We start from the raw sequence: 18,178 nt of genomic DNA, 5'->3' as shown, positions 1-18,178 counted from the left end.
CGGTGACATTTGCAAATTATATTAAATGGGCGTTTAATATATAATAAGTATATTAAACGTGTCGCAATATGAATCAATCAGCTCAAAATGAAGATATAAGCTATTGGCGTTTGGCGAGTGAGCTAGAAGAAGGGCGCAATCATGTTTTGCAAATGGTCGCAAGGCACGAGCCTCTTGAGCTTATTCTAAATACGCTCTGTCAAAAAGCGCAAATATATAATAAAGATATGTTGTGCTCTGTATTGCGTTTGAATAATGAAACAAAAACCTTACACCCTATTGCCTCGGTATCATTACCCGAATTTTATTGTCAGGCACTTAATGGCGTCGCTATTGGCTTAGGTGTTGGTTCTTGTGGTACAGCAGCGTTTATTAAAAAACGTGTGGTTGTTGAAGATATCAATACTCACCCCTATTGGAGCCAATATAAAGACTTAGCATTACAAGCAGGGGTACAAGCCTGTTGGTCTGAACCCATTATTGGCGCAGATGGTCTTGTTTTTGGTACCTTTGCCATATATTACCGTGAGCCTAAAGCACCAACCGAAGAAGATCTAAAGTTTATTGAGTTAAGTGCTAACCTTTCTGCTGTGGTGTTTGAAAATCATTCAAACCGTGAACAATTACTTAATGCTAATAATCAGTTAAATAAAACCATTAATAAGCGTAATGCTGAGCTTGAGCAGGTTAATTGCCAATTAAGAAAAGCGATTGAAGATCAGAGCCTACAATATTCTTCTGATATTAAGGTGGAAAAAATGATGGCGACCAATCGCTTAGTGGCGGGGTTTTCTCTTGAAATAAATACACCAGTAGGCAAAGCGTTAACTGCCATTAGTTCAGCCAGTGATAAACTATTCGAGTTAAACGAAAAAATATCAACTAATACGCTAAGCCGTAAGTATTTAATGAATTGTATGCATGATTTATCTCAACAAATTGAATTTAATAAGCATAGTTTGATTAAAGCTGATCAACTATTACAGCGTTTTCAAGAAATAAGCACTTCAGAAAACCAAGAACAAACCTCAATCATCAATATGCGAGATTTTCTTGTTGAAGTAAAAGAGTCATTAACGGTGTTATTAGGCTCACACCAATTACATTGGCAAAGTGATGATATAAACATACAAGCGAATAAAGAAACGTTATGGCATATTTTTTTTAATCTTGTGGAAAACTCTATTGTTCATGGCTTTGAAAACAAAGATGCAGGGAGTATTCAAATAAATGTTGCACAAGAAAGCGATGAATTAATTATTAACTATCAAGATAATGGCAGTGGAATTACTGAAGAAAGAAGCTCTAGAATATTTGAACCATTTTATACCTCATGCCGCAATGGCGAAAATGTTGGATTAGGTTTAAGTATTACCAGTAACTTGATTAATCATAATTTGAAAGGCCGCATCAGGCTGATTGAATCGCCTGTAGGGGTAAGGTATGAAATTATTATTCCGCTAAATGGTAACCTAAAATCGCCGGTCTAGTCACCTCGCTTATATCACGTGAATTATAATATTTTACTTTTGAGCTTAAGATAAATAACCTCAGCTCGGGATAATAAATAGCTCCCTAGCAGCTATTTTTCCTTACTTCTGTATTAAATTCATAAACAATAGAATAACTTATCTATGCTTAGTGAATTTGCCTTGAATGAAAAAAACTATCAAGCTAGTGAGTTGCTAAAACTACACGTCTAACAATTTCAAACGATTAACTCATCTCTTAACCCGAGCAGAGGTTAAATAATCTCGTTATCGACGATTTAATCTTTTATAATAGCTTAAGAACTGTTGATTACAGTGGTTCTATAAACTCAGATTTAGTCGATATACTTTAACTATATTTTAGGGAAATATCATGAAAACCAAAAAACATCGCGCGAAAAAGCAACGCGACCCCTTAGAAAAGGCAGCAAATGAAACTGACATCGGCCGTGGTCGAATTAACGATAACTTTCTAGCTGCACTAGTTACTTCTAAAGTTTATAAACTTCAGGTGGTTAAAGCGAAAAAAGGTAAAGGTTCATTTAAGCGTAAAGCAAAACACAAAGGCCAAGAGCCTTATCTAATAGCCGCATAATCAAAAAACTGATTTTGTTGCTATTAGATAAGGCTTTTCGTTTATAAGTTAGTAAAGTGCAATCTGCACTCAAACTACATTGCTTTTGTATAAAGTGCATCTTAATGGTGCAACCCTCCTAGCTGAATGGTTTTTATTGGTGCAATCTTGCACTTTTGTTGTAATATCTAAAAATAACCTATTGATATTTAAGCTATAATTTTTTGGCGTGCTTTGTGCAATTCTTTATTCATTAGAATAATAACGCTTTATCGCGGTGGATTGGGACGTAACATGCAAAACAAAATTCTCTTAACTGTCATTACCTTGATGGCACTTTTTTCAGGACATGCTTTAGCTAGCACCGAGCAATTAAATGGCGCTAATACCAGTTGGATACTTACCTCAACAGCATTAGTATTGCTGATGACGCTTCCGGGGTTAGCGTTATTTTATGGTGGCTTAGTTAGAAAGAAAAATGTGTTATCCATACTAATGCAGTGTTTTGCTATTGGTTCTATTTCTTCAATTTTATGGTTGATAGTGGGTTATAGCATTGCCTTTGGTGAGGGTAATGCTTTTATTGGTGATTTTAGTAAAGTGATGATGCATGGCATCGGTAAAGATGTGCTTTCTGGCGATATTCCTGAAAGCTTATTTATGCTGTTTCAAATGACTTTTGCTGTTATTACACCAGCGTTAATTATTGGTGGTTTTGCTGAGCGCATGAAGTTTTCTGCGGTGTTACTGTTTAGTGGTTTATGGCTGTTAGCGGTTTACGCGCCAATTACCCACTGGGTTTGGGGTGGTGGCTGGTTAGCACAAATGGGTGTTTATGATTTTGCTGGTGGTATTGTTGTTCATATTACTGCAGGTACTGCGGCACTGGTTGCTGCCTTAGTACTTGGCCCTAGACGAGGTTTTCCTAAAACACCTATGTTGCCACATAACTTAACCATGACGGTTACCGGTGCAGGTATGTTATGGGTTGGTTGGTTTGGCTTTAATGGAGGCAGTGCCTTAGCGGCTAATGGTGATGCATCAATGGCCATGTTAGTAACGCACATTTCAGCAGCAGCGGGTACATTAACGTGGGCAGCGATAGAGTGGAAAAAATTTGGTAAAGCGAGTGTGTTAGGTGCAGTAACAGGGATGGTTGCAGGCCTTGGTACTATAACACCTGCTTCTGGCTTTGTTGGCCCAGGTGGTGCCTTAATTATTGGTGTAAGTGCTGGTTTTGTTTGTTTTTACTCTACGGTTTATATTAAGCAAAAGTTACGTATTGATGACTCGTTAGATGTATTTCCTGTGCATGGCGTGGGTGGTATTTTAGGCACCTTCTTGGCTGGTGTTTTTTCGGCGACTTCATTAGGCGTATTTAGTGGTTTTGGCTTTGCTGACGGGATAAGCACTATGATGGGGCAGGTTTCGGTGCAACTAATTGGTATTGTTTCTAGCTTAGTTTATACCGCTATCGTGACTTACCTATTGTTAAAATTGGTAGGGTTAATAACCGATGGTTTACGAGTTGATGAAGAACAAGAAGTGAATGGTCTTGATCAAGTTGAACATGAAGAGTCTGGATATAATTTGTAAATCACCTTAGCAATACACTATGTTTGATGAATCGTTGCTAAGCTACGACACTTATCTTTAAAGCGCTTCGGCGCTTTTTTTATGTCTTAATAAAACACCCTATGTAATCTCTTTGCAATATTTGTGACATCAAAAAGTCACACTTTCAAAACATTTCTGTCATTTTTCTTCCCTACTATGTAGCCAAATTTAATGAATGTGCCTAATCAAATTAAATCAGCACAAGCGTTACTTTCTTAAACATGAACAAAACGAATTTTATTAAAGAACATTTATTTAAAAATATTAATCCTTCATTAATTGCTGCGGAGCAAGTAAGAAATGCAAACTAAAAATAACTTTAAATTAAGCGTATTAGCAACAGCCTTAACAGTAGGTTTAACGGCATGTGGTGGTGACATTAACTTATCGTCTGAAGTCGATAATTCAGTTGGTGATACTATTATCAATAACCCTGCACCAACAAACCCAGATCCAGGTACTGATGTGGTTTTAGCGGGTAAAGCTAACACGGCATTAAGCACTGAAATTTCAAGTGAACTAGGTTTTGACGTACAAGTACAAGTGCTTGATAGCAACATTGAAGAAGATACAACCTTAGTGGCTAGCGTTAATGGTAAACCAGTAATGTACGCAATCAGTGGGGCGTTAGAAGTTGGTGGTGTTTCAGCTCAAGTTGATCAAGCGCGAGATGCAGCAAACGATATTACTTTAACCATTGAACCAGGTACTGTGTTATTTGGTCAATCAGGTAACGATTACCTTGTTGTTCACCGTGATGCAAAAATCATGGCTGAAGGTAGCAAAACTAAGCCTATCATCATGACATCTTTACAAGATGTTAAAGGTGAAGATACTACTGCTGGCCAATGGGGTGGTGTAGTAATTTTAGGTAATGCGCCTTCAAACAAATGTCCATCAGACGGTAGTGATTGTGCACTTCAAGTAGAAGGTGTTGAAGAAGGTGCCGTATTTGGTGGTACAGACTGGGAAGATAACTCAGGTGTACTTAAGTACGTTGTTGTTAAATATGCAGGTTATGAAATTGCACCAGATAACGAATTAAATGGTATTACGTTTGGTGGTGTGGGCTCAGGTACTATGGTTGATTACATCCAAGTACACGCCAATGCTGATGACGGTGTTGAGTTTTTTGGTGGTGCTGTTAATGCTAAGCACATTGTATTAACGGGTAACCGTGATGATAGTGTTGACTGGGACAATGGCTTTAAAGGGATGCTACAACACGTATACATCGAACATGCAAAAAATGCTGGTGAAGCAAACCGTGCTATTGAAGCTGATAACGACGGTTCAAGCCCTGATAAAGAGCCACAATCAAACCCAACTATCGCTAACATGACAATTGTCGGTAATAACTTTGATACAGCTGACAAAGATTCTGAAGGTATTTACTTACGTGAAGGTACCGCAGCAAAAATCTTTAACACGGTAGTGACTGGCCCAAGCGAAATGGGTGAGTGTTTAGAGTTTGAAGGTGGTGCGACGTCTTCGGTAACAGTTGATAATGCAAACAGTGGCAAAATTGTTATGCAAAACGTTGTGATGGCTTGTAATAACGGTGAAAACTTCAAAGATGCTAAAGCAGATGATGATTCAGTATTACTTGATTTAGCAACATGGTTCACTGATGAAAGCTCTAACTCAATCAGCAACTCTATCTTAATTGGTTCAGACGGTGTTCCAGATGCGAACTCTCCATTAATTGCTGCAGATGCAGGACAAGATGTTTCAACGACACAAGATTCATTCTTTGACAGTGTTGATTATGTAGGTGCATTAGACGGCAGTAATGACTGGCGTGAAGGTTGGGCATTTGGTTACGGCGGCGGTGTCATTACAGCTCCTGCTGAAATTGAAGGTTGTCCTACTGGCACTACAGCTATTTCAGCCGCTGACGGTGTGACTACAACGTGTCAAATTAGCGGTACTATTACCAGCAATTTAACGCTAACGGCTAACAACTTATACGCATTAAGTGGTCCAGTATTTGTTGGTGAAGATAAAGCAAATAGCGCAACGTTAACTATTGAAGCAGGTACAACTATCTTTGGTCGTTCAGGTGGTGATTACTTAGTTGTAAGCCGTGATTCAAAAATTGAAGCAAACGGTAGCCAAAGCATGCCTATTACCTTTACTTCAAGTGAAGATATTACGGGCGGTGAAACAACGGCTGGCCAATGGGGCGGTATTGTTTTACTAGGTAACGCACAATCTAACAAGTGTCCTACTGATGGCAGCGACTGTGCATTACAAGTTGAAGGTGTTGAAGAAGGTGCCGTGTTTGGTGGTACTGATGATAGCGACAGTTCAGGTACATTACGTTACGTTGTTGTTAAGCATGCAGGTTATGAAATTGCCCCTGATAACGAATTAAACGGTATTACGTTTGGTGCAGTTGGTTCAGGTACAAAAGTTGAATACATCCAAGTACACGAAAATGCTGATGACGGTGTTGAGTTCTTCGGTGGTACTGTTAACGCTAAGTACTTAGTATTAACGGGTAACAGAGATGACAGTGTTGACTGGGATAACGGTTACCGCGGTAACTTACAATATGTACTTGTTAAGCACGATGCAAACGACGGCGAAGCTAACCGTGCGATTGAAGGTGATAACGATGGTTCATCGCCAGCGAAACAGCCTCAATCTAACCCAACTATTGCCAACATGACGGTTATAGGTAATAGCTTCGACAGTGCTGACAAAGACTCTGAAGGTGTTTACTTACGTGAAGGTACTAAAGCACAGTTACATAACTTTGTGGTAACAGGTGCAGCAGGCATGGGTGAGTGTTTAGAAATTGAAGGTGGCGCAACAAGCTCTGTGACAGCACAACAAGCAGCAGCAGGTGAGACGGTTATTTCTAACTCAGTATTTGCTTGTAGCGAGAACTTCAAAAGTGCTAAAGCTGATGATGATTCGGTATTACTTGATACACAAGATTGGGTGCTAAACCAAAACGAAGCTAACAGCACTGCCGCAAGCATGAGTGATGTAGTTGATGGTATCTTCACTATTGATGCAACACCAGCGAAAGACTTCACAGGACATAGCTTCTTTGATAATGCTAACCACATCGGTGCAGTATCTCAAAGCAATAACTGGACAGCCAATTGGACAGTAGCGCTTGACTAATTAGCGACTCGACCGTAACTGCACTTAACCTTTTAAGTGTAGTTACGGTTTTTTTTATTGATTATTTCTACAGGTTATTCAGGGTTCACCGTGAATTACCCCGCAGAAAAATGTTCAAAATCTCCAGTGAATGAGGTTAATAATGAAAACACAATTATCACGCTTAACGCTTGCTGTTGTTACTGGTTTAAGTCTTAGCGCTTTCTCAAGTGTTGCTGCAGAGCAAGATAACGATGACGCAGAAGCAATGGAAGAAGTGGTTGTCAAAGCGAGTCGTTTAAAAGGTACAGCCAGTGCTGTATTGCAGGAACGTAAAAACCAAGCGTTTATTGCTGATATTTTAGGTAGCGAACAAATATCTCGTACCGGTGATTCAGACGCAGCCGCAGCGCTTCGTCGTGTAACAGGTATTACACTTGTTGATGGCAAATATATTTATGTTCGTGGTTTAGGTGAGCGTTTCTCAAGTACACAGCTTAACGGTGCTTCAGTGCCAAGCCCTGATCCAACGCGTACTGTTATTCCACTTGATTTATTCCCATCGTCAATCATTGAATCATTATCGGTTCAAAAGTCTTATTCAGCAGCTATGCCTGCTCACTTTGCTGGCGGTAATGTTGATGTACGCTTAAAGACAATTCCAACTGACTTTGTTTTTAATATGCAAGGTAAATTAGGTGGTAACACCAATAACTTTGACGATGGTTTAAGTTACAATGGTGGAGATGACGATTGGTATGGTATCGATGATGGTACTCGCCAAGCGCCACAATCACTGCGTAATTTATGGGAAAACCACACACCATTAAATGATTTATCACAAGAAGATAATCGTGCTATTGCTGCAGAAATGAATCGTGATTACGATCCAAGTAAAAGCAGCATTAACCCAAATACGGGCTTAGATATTACCTTAGGAAATCGCTATGATTTTGACGATTTTCGTTTTGGCTTTTTAAGTGCGGTTTCTTACGATAATAAATGGCAAGTCTCAGAAGAGTACGAAGGCCAAGACTTCACTCAACAAGAAGAAAATGGCCCTTGGTCATTGGTACGTGGTTTTGACGATGTACAATCAACAGAGCACACCGTAAGATTCTCAGGCATGTTAAACATGGGTCTAGAATATAAGCGTGATCATCGTATAGATGTGAGCTCGCTTATTTTGCATGACACCCGTGACGAAATAAAAGATAAATTAGGTAACACCAATAACGTAACTATTACTGATGGGTTACGTGTACGCGACAGTGAAGTAATTTACGAAGAGCGCGAAATGATCGCGAATCAAATCCGTGGTACGCATAATTTATCAGACTGGTGGAATTTGGGTGTAGATTGGTTCTACTCTGACTCGCGTTCTAATCGTTACGCGCCAGGGAATATTACTACACGTTACATTATTGCTGATGGCTCTAATGGTCAACCTGAAGATGATATTTTTGATCCAATTAATGAAAGTTCTTTACGTAAAGCAACTACGGCTTCTCGTTACGGTTTTCAAAGCCTAGACGATAACGTTGAAAACTACGGCTTTAACGTGTCATTACCATTAATGATTGCTGACTCTGAAGTTGAGTTAAAAGCCGGTGCCAATTTTGTAGAAAAATCTCGTGATGCCATGGCAAGACGTATCGATGTTAATACTTTAGCCTTTGATAACCTTGATTTAACGGGGCATCAAATGAACGAGATATTAACGGAAGATGTTATGTTGAATCATCCGTTACGTGGAAATGAGAATGTTATTCGCGATACCTCAGTTGCAGGTGATGATTACTTCTCAGGACAACTTATTGATGCATATTTTGGTCAAGTCGATGTATTCTTTGCAGAGCAATGGCGTGTTACTGCTGGCCTTCGTTATGAAGACTATCGTCAAGTGGTTGCACCGTTAGATCCAAAAACAGGCAAGTTTGACTTTAAGAATGAACCACCAACATTGCAGGACTTAGAAGACTTATCTTTTAAAGAAGATGATGTTTTTGGCGCTTTGTCAGTAACCTATGAACTCGATGCTACCATGCAATTTAGAGGATCATTTGCCCAAACAACCATTCGCCCTGATATTCGTGAAGTCGCACCAGCAACTTACATTGACCCATTAACAGGGTTTCCTATTGGTGGTACCCCAAGCGTCGAAAGTACAGCAATTAATAACTTCGACTTACGTTGGGAATGGTACTTAGAAACGGGTGAAAACTTATCAGCAGGCTTGTTCTACAAAGACATGGACCAACCTATTGAAGCGGTACAGTCACCTGCGCAAGATGGTCCGCCACTTATTCGTATTGCTAACGCAGAAGATGGTTATGTGTACGGTTTAGAAGTTGAGTTTTTAAAGGACTTTAATTTCTTAGGTGAATATGCCGAAGGCTTCTTTGTTTCAGGTAACTTTACTATTAGTGAATCTGAAATAAACATTGATACGCAAAAGGTTGTAGAGCAAACAGGAGTTTCAACTTCTATTACTAACCCAACGCGTGCCATGACAGGTCACTCACCTTGGGTGGTTAATATGAACTTTGGTTGGGATGCTGCGAACGGAAACCACAGTGCGACTATGGCGTATAACGTGTTTGCTGAACGTATTATTATCCCGGGTATTGATGGTAAAGATGATGCATACGAGCAACCATTTCACTCGTTAGACTTTGTTTATAGCTACTACCCAACTTATGCATCAACGTTGAAGTTTAAAGTGCAAAACATTTTAGATCAGAAAAAAGAAATTACCTTTGATGACACCTTACTTCGAAGTGAAACTAAAGGGACTAGCTTTGAAGTTTCACTTAAGTGGGATTTCTAGTATTTTGGTAACTTCCCAACGACCAAAATAGTTTTTAGCAATAAGGTACACGGATAGACCTTATTGCTTTTTTTAATTTAACAGTAGTTAAGTGCTACGTTAATTACATCATATTTTCAGAATATACCTTCATCAAATTGACATATTAATGAAACCTAAGTGTCACTTTTCTACAACCTTAGTGTCATATTTCATCGGTAAACTGCGCTCCATACATTTTGGCCCAAGAATTACTCTTTCTTGGGTTTATAAACAATCGATGAAATAAGGTTAACCTATGAAGTTATCTTCACTTTCTACAGCGGGCTTGTTGCTCAGTGCAAGCACATTTGTTGCGCCTGTTATGGCAAACACAGAACAAAGCCAGCTTGATAATGTTGTTAATGCAGGTCAAAGCATTACCGAATCAGCAGCAAAATCTCAGCGTAAAGTAAACCAGTTAAGCGAACAAAAGCTTACCAAGTTACAGCAGTTTAATACGGTAACGAAAGAACTAGACGGTTTACATGTTTACAACCAACAAATGCAAGCGCAACTTGATAGTCAAATGACTGAGTTATCACAACTTGCTGATTCAATGGAACAAGTCAGCATTATTGAACGTCAAATATCACCGCTTATGGCGCGTATGATTAGCACGTTAGAAGAGTTTTTTGCGTTAGATGTACCTTTCCTTGAAGAAGAGCGTAGTAAACGTATTAACGATTTAAATGCCATGATGAAGCGCGCAGATATTGCTGTTTCAGAAAAGTTTCGTCGCGTATTAGAAGCATACCAAGTTGAAGTAGATTACGGTCGAACTATTGAAGCATACAGCGGCTTATTAACGCTTAATGGCCAACAAACAGATGTTGACTTTTTACGTGTTGGTCGTGTGAGTTTAGTTTATCAAACACGTGATGGCAGCCAGTTAGGTCAATGGCAACAAGACAAAAAGCAATGGCAGTCTTTACCGCAAGATTACCGTTTAGGTATTAATAAAGCACTACGTATAGCACGTAAACAATTAGCACCTGATTTAATGCTTATTCCGTTATCGTCGACTTCAACTTCAGGGGCAGAATAATTATGTCTATTAATACGTTAACAACAAAAAAAGTCATCAATAAAGTACTGACTGGTTTAACGGTATCATTATCGTTAGTGATCGGCGCGGCATCTGCTCAGCAAGCGGCTAACTTAGATCAACTACTTAGCCAACTTGAGCAAGGTAAAATAGCACAAAGTGCGCAAAATAAAGCACGAGAAGCTGAGTTTAAATCGAAAGTAAATCAGCAACAACGAATGCTTAATGACATTAATAAGCAACGCGATGATGCCTTAGCCTTGAGTGCACAGCTTGAACAACAATTTGAAACCAATGAAGTGAACTTAGCCAATAAAGGTGACGCACTAGACAAGCGATTAGGTGAACTTAAAGAATTATTTGGTGTGTTACAGCAAGTGTCTGGTGATACGCGCAGTAAATTTCAAACATCTGTTATTTCGGCAGAAATTGCTAACCGTGGTGAGTTTTTAGACCAATTTGCGCAAAGCATGGGATCAAGTGCAAAACTTGCTTCTATTGAAGAAATTGAGCGCTTATGGTTTGAATTACAACGCGAAATGACTGAAAGCGGAAAAATTAAGCAATTTAACCGTAACGTTGTTTTAGCTAATGGCGAAAGCAAGCAAGCGTTAGTAACGCGTGTTGGTGGCTTTAACTTAATCTCAGACGGCAAATACTTAGAGTACATTGATGAAACAGGTACAGTTGCTGAACTTATTCGTCAACCGTCTTCACGCTTTTTAAATACAGCTGATGCACTAATTGACAACATTGCACAAGGTTCAAGTGAACCAACTGCTTTTGCCTTAGACCCAACGGGTGGTTCAATTTTAAGTTTACTAGTACAAGCACCAGATACGCGTGAACGTATCGACCAAGGTGGCCCAATTGGTTACATCATTTTAGGTATTGGTTTAGTTGGTTTACTTATCGCGCTAGAGCGTTTAATTAACTTAGTGATAGTTGGCAGAAAAGTTAATCGTCAACTTAAAACAGATGTTGCTTCAAGTGACAACCCGCTTGGCCGTGTGATGCAAGTAAAAGACAAGCACCCAAATTTAGATACTGAAAGTTTAGAATTGAAATTATCAGAATCAATACTGCGTGAATTACCTAAGTTATCAAGTAAGTTAACTTTGATTAAAATTATCTCTGTGGTGGCTCCGTTAATCGGCTTACTGGGTACGGTAACGGGTATGATAAATACCTTCCAGGCAATTACCTTGTTTGGTACCGGTGACCCGAAACTGATGGCTGGTGGTATTTCACAAGCACTAGTTACCACGGTTCTTGGCTTAGTTGTTGCTATTCCTATGGTATTTATCTTTGCTTATCTTAATGGTCGAAGCAAAGGCATTATCAATATTTTACAACAAGAAAGTACCGGTATTATTGCGGAAAGATCTGAGCGTGTAGAGCAAGGTCAAGGAGCATAAACCGTGATTGCTTTAATGGAATTATTTAATGCCATTAATGAGTTTATGGATACTGGCGGTCAAGTATTAACCGTGATCGCTGGTGTTATTTTCATTATGTGGTTAATGATTTTCGAACGCTTTGTCTTTGTTTGGTATAGCTATAAATCGTTAAAGAAACACTTAATCGCGAGTTGGAACAACCGAGTTGAGCACACTTCATGGAATGCCGAGCAAATTAGAACCGCGTTAATTTCACGAGGCACCACAAAACTCAACAGAAATTTAACACTGATTCAATCACTGGTTGTGCTTTGTCCGTTACTGGGTTTGTTAGGAACGGTAACAGGCATGATTGAAGTATTCGATGTAATGGCAATATCGGGTAGTGGTAATGCACGTTCTATGGCCTCGGGTGTTTCGCGCGCTACTATTCCAACAATGGCTGGCATGGTGGGTTCCTTATCTGGGGTATTCACTGCAACGTGGTTAAAGCGTAATGCTAAAAAAGAAGCTGAATTATTGGCTGATAGCTTAACGGTAAGTCATTAAGACATTGATACCGTTCAGACTTAACTAGAAATAAAGAGAAACCTATGCGTCATATAAATAAAATGTTGCAAGAGCAAGAAGAAAAGGAAGAAATAGACATGACACCCATGTTGGATGTTGTATTTATTCTACTTATATTTTTTATCGTTACCGCCTCGTTTGTTAAAGAAGCGGGTATTGATGTAAACCGCCCAGAAGCGGCTACTGCGGTGAAAAAAGATCGCGCTAACATTCTTGTTGCTATTAGTGATAAGGGCGATGTTTGGATTAACAAACGTAAAGTTGATATTCGCAGTGTTCAAGCAAATATTGAACGCTTAAAAGCAGAAAACCCACAAGGGACGGTTGTGATTCAAGCAGACCAAAAAGCCACTACAGATATTCTAATCAAAGTAATGGACTCTGCCCGTGCTGCTGGTGTATTTGATGTGTCTATTGCTACCCAAGAAGCGTAATTAGGGTAAGGAAAGGTTATGACTCAACCAATACTAAGAAGTGGTGTACGTTATGTAATAGCGGGCACCTCGGCATTTATTATGACGGCATTACTCCTGTTAGGCATGCAAAAGCTTATATCAGGTGGTAACGACGTAATGACCGAGCCAGTAAAAGGTAATGTGCTTGATTTTATTCGTTTAAAGCAAGATGAAGCGATTGTTAAAAAAGAGCGTAAACCGCAAAAACCACCTAAGCCGAAAGAGCCACCACCGCCTATGGTTGCACCACCAATGCAACAAGCTAACCCGAATGCACAGGGGGTTAAAAACCAGTTTGCTGCTGATATTCAAACAGACGGTGGGTTATCTGGCGGCTTAAATCTTGATAGTAACGATGGTGATTACTTACCTATTGTTAAAGTGGCTGCGGTATACCCAAGACGTGCGCAAGCACGTGGTATAGAAGGTTTTGTGGTTGTTGAGTTTATTGTAAGTAAAACAGGTGCTGTAAAAGAGCCTGTGGTTATTGCGGCTAAACCTGAAGGTGTATTTGAACGTGCCGCATTAGACGCTGTCGTTAAATTTAAATACAAACCACGCGTTGTTGATGGCGTGGCAATGGAAGTTGCAGGCGTACAAAACCGCATTACCTTTGAGATAGATGGTTAAGTAGCTTCTTACTTTATTGTAGGACTATCTTTCATCCATTGAACTCGTTAATTAAATGAGTAAGGATTTATAATGAAATTAAATAATGCATTATTACTTATTGTTGGTGCTGGATTGGTATCTATCGCATCAATCGGAACTAACGTGGCTTATGCACAAGCAGCAAAGCCTAAAAAAGTTGAGCACAAAAGCTATAGAGCAAGCAAAAAAGTTCCTGCTATGCGTAATCGTGTTTATACCCAACTCGCTAGAGCACAGCAGCTTGCTGATGAAGGCGATAAAATTGAAGGCTTTGAAGTATTAGATCAAGTAAAAGATAGAATAGACAGCCTTAATAGCTACGAACAAGCGATGTTGTTCAACTTTTATGGTTTTATGTACTACGCCAATGAAGACGTAGAGATGGCGATTGATAGCTTTAATAAAGTTATTGCAGATGAAAAAGCTATACCCGACAGCTTAATTATTTCGACATTGTATTCATTAGCGCAACTTTCAATGCAGCAACAAGACTATGCTCAAGCTTTAAGTTATTTACAAAGATGGAAAGCGGTAAACCCGAAAGATTTAACTGCTAATCAGCACATATTGTTTGCACAAGTACATTACCAAGACAAAGCGTATGAAAAAAGCTTAGCAGCCATTAACCATGCAGTAACTATGTATGAACAAGAAAACAAGCACCCTAAAGAAAATTGGTTAATTTTACAACGTGCTGCTTACTATGAGTTAAAGCAACCAGAGCAAGTAACCAAAGTGATGGAAAAGCTGGTTCGCTTATACGACAAACCTGAATACTGGTTACAACTTTCGGGCATGTACGGCGAAATAGGGCAGGAAGAAAAGCAAATTGCGGTGATGGAAGCGGCTTACCAAGCGGGTTATGTTACTAAATCGTCAGATATTTCTACCCTTGCGCAATTATACTTGTTCCACGGAGCACCTTATAAAAGTGCAAAACTCTTAGTGAATGCAATAGATGAAGGCTTAGTGGTTGCTGATGAACAGAACCTTGATGTTATTGCTAGAGCATATTTAACTGCGAAAGAAGATGAGCAAGCGATTCAAGTGTTAACACAACTTAGTGTGATAACTGAATCAGGTAAATATGATGCGATGCTTGCGCAATCGTTATTAAATAACGAACAATGGCAAGCGGCTATTGTAGCAGCAGATGCAGCATTAACACGCATTAAATCAACGTTGTCTGGTTTAAATGCTGACGATGATTCAGTCAGCTCTTCTTTGCAAAAAGAGTTAAACGTACACTTAGGGAATATGTATTTAGTGCAAGGTATGGCAAACTTTAACCTGAAGCAATTTGAAAAATCGCTGCAAGCTTTTGCGCAAGCCGTAAAATTACCAAAAACTAAAAAGACTGCGCAGCAATGGTCAAAATATGTTGAACGCGAACAACGTAATCATAAAGTGCACTTAGCCATGTTAAATTAATTAAAAGAGTTACTCTTCAATAATTAGAATGAAAAGCGTCAGTTGACGCTTTTTTACGTATAAATAAATTATAGCTAGGTGTGTTTTTATACAGTTGGTTATATTTCCTTCTTTCCACAAAGAAAGCGTGCAATTTGCCTCCTTTCACACATCGACCAGTTGTTCGATAAATTTAACTCATTGATTATAAGAGTACATTACCTTATTATTTGTTTTTTAAATATTTATATAAGGCAAACTTCTTTTTGTGGAAAGAAGGCAACTTGCCTCATAATAAACTGTTATATGCAAATGAGGCTGTTGTGCCAGAAGATTTAATTGAATATGTTGTAGATAAACAATCTTTCTTAATTTTTGCCGAAGCATTAAGACAAGATCGAGAGGAATCTGACGCTATCGAAAGTAAAAATCCAAGTAGCCCATTTAATTCTGCCGCATTAGGTTGGAATAATGGAAGTATTGAAAGCTTTCTTGAAGCTGCAATTGCGTGGGCTGATGATACTAATTTTGGTGAGTTACGTTTAAAAGGTGTATCTCAATGGAGGTTGTTCGCGGAATTTTTATTAGCTGGCAAACAATATGAGTAAGTAGCATATAACAAGCGCATTAAGCACGGGACTGCTAACAGTTTGCTCGGTTCCGCTTCGCTTCACATTTTAGCAAACTATTATCAGCCCCTTATGCGGGCGTTATATGCTAATAAAAGTTAGCTTTAAATAAAGTGCTTTCTAGTGCGTAGTTTCACGCTAAAATAGGAAAGCATCAGCATTAATAAGCATTGCCTCTTTTACCTTTTTCAAAGGTGGCAACGCTATTAATTTTGTTCAACCTTTCGTGTGTAGCGTAAAAGTTCACGGTCAGGTTTTAATATTACGGGTAACTCAATTTCGTGCAGTGTTGGTTCAACCACCGCTGCATCTAACAAGTTGCTCAAACGGACAAATTACAGTTGGCCGCGCTCGTGCCTCGCACAGTTTAGCCAACAGTAATTTGCCCCTTAGCAAAACGTTATACATAAATGGAGTTTGAGTAGTCTGTGGGTATTAAAAAGATAATTTTTAGATCTCTTGGAGTCATACTCGGTTTAGCTTTTATCATTGCTGGAGCATTGGTTTTAATAAACCCTATCTTCGATACAATTACAGAAAAACTTAGCCATTTATCTCAAATATTCTTCGGTTTGCTGTTTGTAATCTACGGTATCACGGGAAAAAGCTCTGTTAATGCTTATTTGAAGAAGCGCAATAAAAAATAATTATGTATAACAAGCAATTAAAGCGGGACTTTTTACAGTTTGCTCGGTTCCGCTGCGCTACACAATTTTAGCAAACTAATAAAAAGCCCCTTAATGTGGGCGTTATATGCTAATAAAAATTAGCTTTAGATAAAGTGCTTTCTAGTGCAAAGTTTCACGCTAAAACTAGATAGCATCAGCATTAATAAGCGTTACCTCTTTTACCTTTTTCAAAGGTGGCAACGCTATTAATTTTGTTCAATCTTTCGTGTGTAGCGTAAAAGTTCACGGTTAGGTTTTTATATTACGGGTGACTTAAATTCGTGCAGTGTTTGGCTACAACCACCGTTGCATATAACAAGTTGCTCAACAGGACAAATAACAGTTGGCTCGCGCTTCGCGCATTATAGCCAACCATTATTTGCCCATTAGCAAAGCGTTATTTGGCAACACGAATTCGAGTTATTATTTTATTATAAGAACAGTGTTTTCAAGGTTGGCTTGGTGGGTTACGCCTCAGTTTTCGCCTAACCGTTTTGGTGTTTATCGTTAATAGACTTTACGCTTTTTAAGACACCTTACGGTAAAGTCATTAACTTTGTTCTAGCTTTCGTGTTTGGCTCAAAAATCACGGTTTGGTGAGTCGTGTTGCTGGGTGTTTTTTGCTTCTACGGTCGGGCTGTCAAATCAGTAAAAGCTCTTGTTTTCGTTGGTTGTTTTCCGCTACCATCAAATAACAAGATAATTCAAATCGGACACGTAACAGTTGGCCATCGCTTCGCGATTATAGCCAATGTTACTTTGCCGTTTAATATAAACGTTATATGCTTTAAAGAATTAGCATTAGAAAAAGTACTTTCTAGTACAGCGTTTTACGCTAAAGTAGGTTCAGTTTTATCACTAATAAGCGTTGCCTCTTTTACCTTTTTCAAAGGTGGCAACGCTATTAATTTTGTTCTGCCTTTCGCGTGTAGCGTAAAAGTTCACGGTTAGGTTTATATATTACGGGTGACTTAAGTTCGTGCAAAGCTTGCTACAAGCAGCGTTGCATATAACAAGTTGCTCAACAGGACTAAAACAGTTTGCTCGTTTTTTGCAAAGTTACGCAAAAAAGCAATCCAACCGTTTTAGCCCATTAGCAAAGCGTTATTTGGCAACACGAAATCGAGTTATTATTTTATTTTAAGAACAGTGTTTTCAAGATTAGCTTGGTGGGTTACGCCTCAGTTTTCGCCTAATCGTTTTGGTGTTTATCGTTAATAGACTTTACGCTTTTTAAGACACCTTGCGGTAAAGTCATTAACTTTGTTCTAGCTTTAGTGTTTGGCTCAAAAATCACGGTTTGGTGAGTCGTGTTGCTGGGCGCTCTTTAGTTCTACGGTCGGGCTGCCAAATAAGTAAAAGCTCTTGTTTTCGTTAGTGTTTATCGCTACCATCAAATAACAAGATAATTCAAATCGGACACGTAACAGTTGGCCATCGCTTCGCGATTATAGCCAATGTTACTTTGCCGTTTAATATAAACGTTATTTGGCAACACGAATTCGAGTTATTATTTTATTGTAAGAACAGTGTTTTCAAGATTGGCTTGGTGGGTTACGCCTCAGTTTTCGCCTAACCGTTTTGGTGTTTAACGCTAATAGACTTTACGCTTTTTTAAGACACCTTGCGGTAAAGTCATTAACTTTGTTCTAGCTTTCGTGTTTGGCTCAAAAATCACGGTTTGGTTAGTCGTGTTGCTGG

The 18,178-nt window shown here is 39.0% G+C and carries 12 protein-coding genes; all 12 read left to right on the top strand.

Annotation, left to right across the window (positions count from 1 at the left end; translation table 11 throughout):
* The first annotated feature begins 68 nt into the window (after positions 1-68).
* The 12 genes from D1094_RS14780 to D1094_RS14725 all read left to right on the top strand — a co-directional run bounded on the left by D1094_RS14780 (position 69) and on the right by D1094_RS14725 (position 15,788).
* On the top strand, positions 69-1,490 hold the full coding sequence (locus D1094_RS14780) for a GAF domain-containing sensor histidine kinase (protein WP_118960882.1): 1,422 nt from the start codon (positions 69-71) through the stop codon (positions 1,488-1,490).
* A gap of 373 nt (positions 1,491-1,863) precedes the next feature.
* A complete protein-coding gene (gene arfA / locus D1094_RS14775) occupies positions 1,864-2,085 on the top strand; it encodes an alternative ribosome rescue factor ArfA (RefSeq protein ID WP_118960881.1) in 222 nt (73 codons plus the stop codon).
* Between the two features lie 309 nt (positions 2,086-2,394).
* Positions 2,395-3,660: an ammonium transporter gene (locus D1094_RS14770; RefSeq protein ID WP_404851490.1), complete on the top strand. Its 1,266-nt coding sequence runs from the start codon at positions 2,395-2,397 to the stop codon at positions 3,658-3,660.
* Between the two features lie 321 nt (positions 3,661-3,981).
* Positions 3,982-6,819, top strand: coding sequence for a hypothetical protein (locus D1094_RS14765; RefSeq protein ID WP_118960879.1), 2,838 nt, complete (start codon positions 3,982-3,984; stop codon positions 6,817-6,819).
* Between the two features lie 142 nt (positions 6,820-6,961).
* Entirely contained in the window at positions 6,962-9,628 is a 2,667-nt protein-coding gene (locus D1094_RS14760) for a TonB-dependent receptor domain-containing protein (RefSeq protein WP_118960878.1), read from the top strand.
* A 277-nt stretch (positions 9,629-9,905) separates the two neighbouring features.
* Positions 9,906-10,694 carry a DUF3450 domain-containing protein gene (locus D1094_RS14755; protein WP_118960877.1) on the top strand — a complete coding sequence of 263 codons (789 nt, stop codon included), beginning with the start codon at positions 9,906-9,908 and terminating at the stop codon, positions 10,692-10,694.
* Between the two features lie 2 nt (positions 10,695-10,696).
* Entirely contained in the window at positions 10,697-12,112 is a 1,416-nt protein-coding gene (locus D1094_RS14750) for a MotA/TolQ/ExbB proton channel family protein (RefSeq protein ID WP_118960876.1), read from the top strand.
* Between the two features lie 3 nt (positions 12,113-12,115).
* Positions 12,116-12,643, top strand: coding sequence for a MotA/TolQ/ExbB proton channel family protein (locus tag D1094_RS14745; protein ID WP_118960875.1), 528 nt, complete (start codon positions 12,116-12,118; stop codon positions 12,641-12,643).
* Positions 12,644-12,687: 44 nt separating this feature from the next.
* A complete protein-coding gene (locus D1094_RS14740; protein ID WP_182440205.1) occupies positions 12,688-13,098 on the top strand; it encodes a biopolymer transporter ExbD in 411 nt (136 codons plus the stop codon).
* An 18-nt stretch (positions 13,099-13,116) separates the two neighbouring features.
* Positions 13,117-13,749 carry an energy transducer TonB gene (locus tag D1094_RS14735; RefSeq protein WP_118960874.1) on the top strand — a complete coding sequence of 211 codons (633 nt, stop codon included), beginning with the start codon at positions 13,117-13,119 and terminating at the stop codon, positions 13,747-13,749.
* 72 nt (positions 13,750-13,821) lie between these two features.
* Positions 13,822-15,201 (top strand): lipopolysaccharide assembly protein LapB, encoded by a 1,380-nt coding sequence (locus D1094_RS14730; protein ID WP_118960873.1) that lies wholly within the window; start codon positions 13,822-13,824, stop codon positions 15,199-15,201.
* Between the two features lie 263 nt (positions 15,202-15,464).
* On the top strand, positions 15,465-15,788 hold the full coding sequence (locus D1094_RS14725; RefSeq protein WP_147361083.1) for a hypothetical protein: 324 nt from the start codon (positions 15,465-15,467) through the stop codon (positions 15,786-15,788).
* The last annotated feature ends 2,390 nt before the right edge of the window (positions 15,789-18,178 follow it).

This window comes from Colwellia sp. RSH04 (assembly GCF_003545765.1).
Taxonomy (GTDB): Bacteria; Pseudomonadota; Gammaproteobacteria; order Enterobacterales; family Alteromonadaceae; genus Colwellia.
This window is presented reverse-complemented; position numbering and strand designations above follow the sequence as displayed.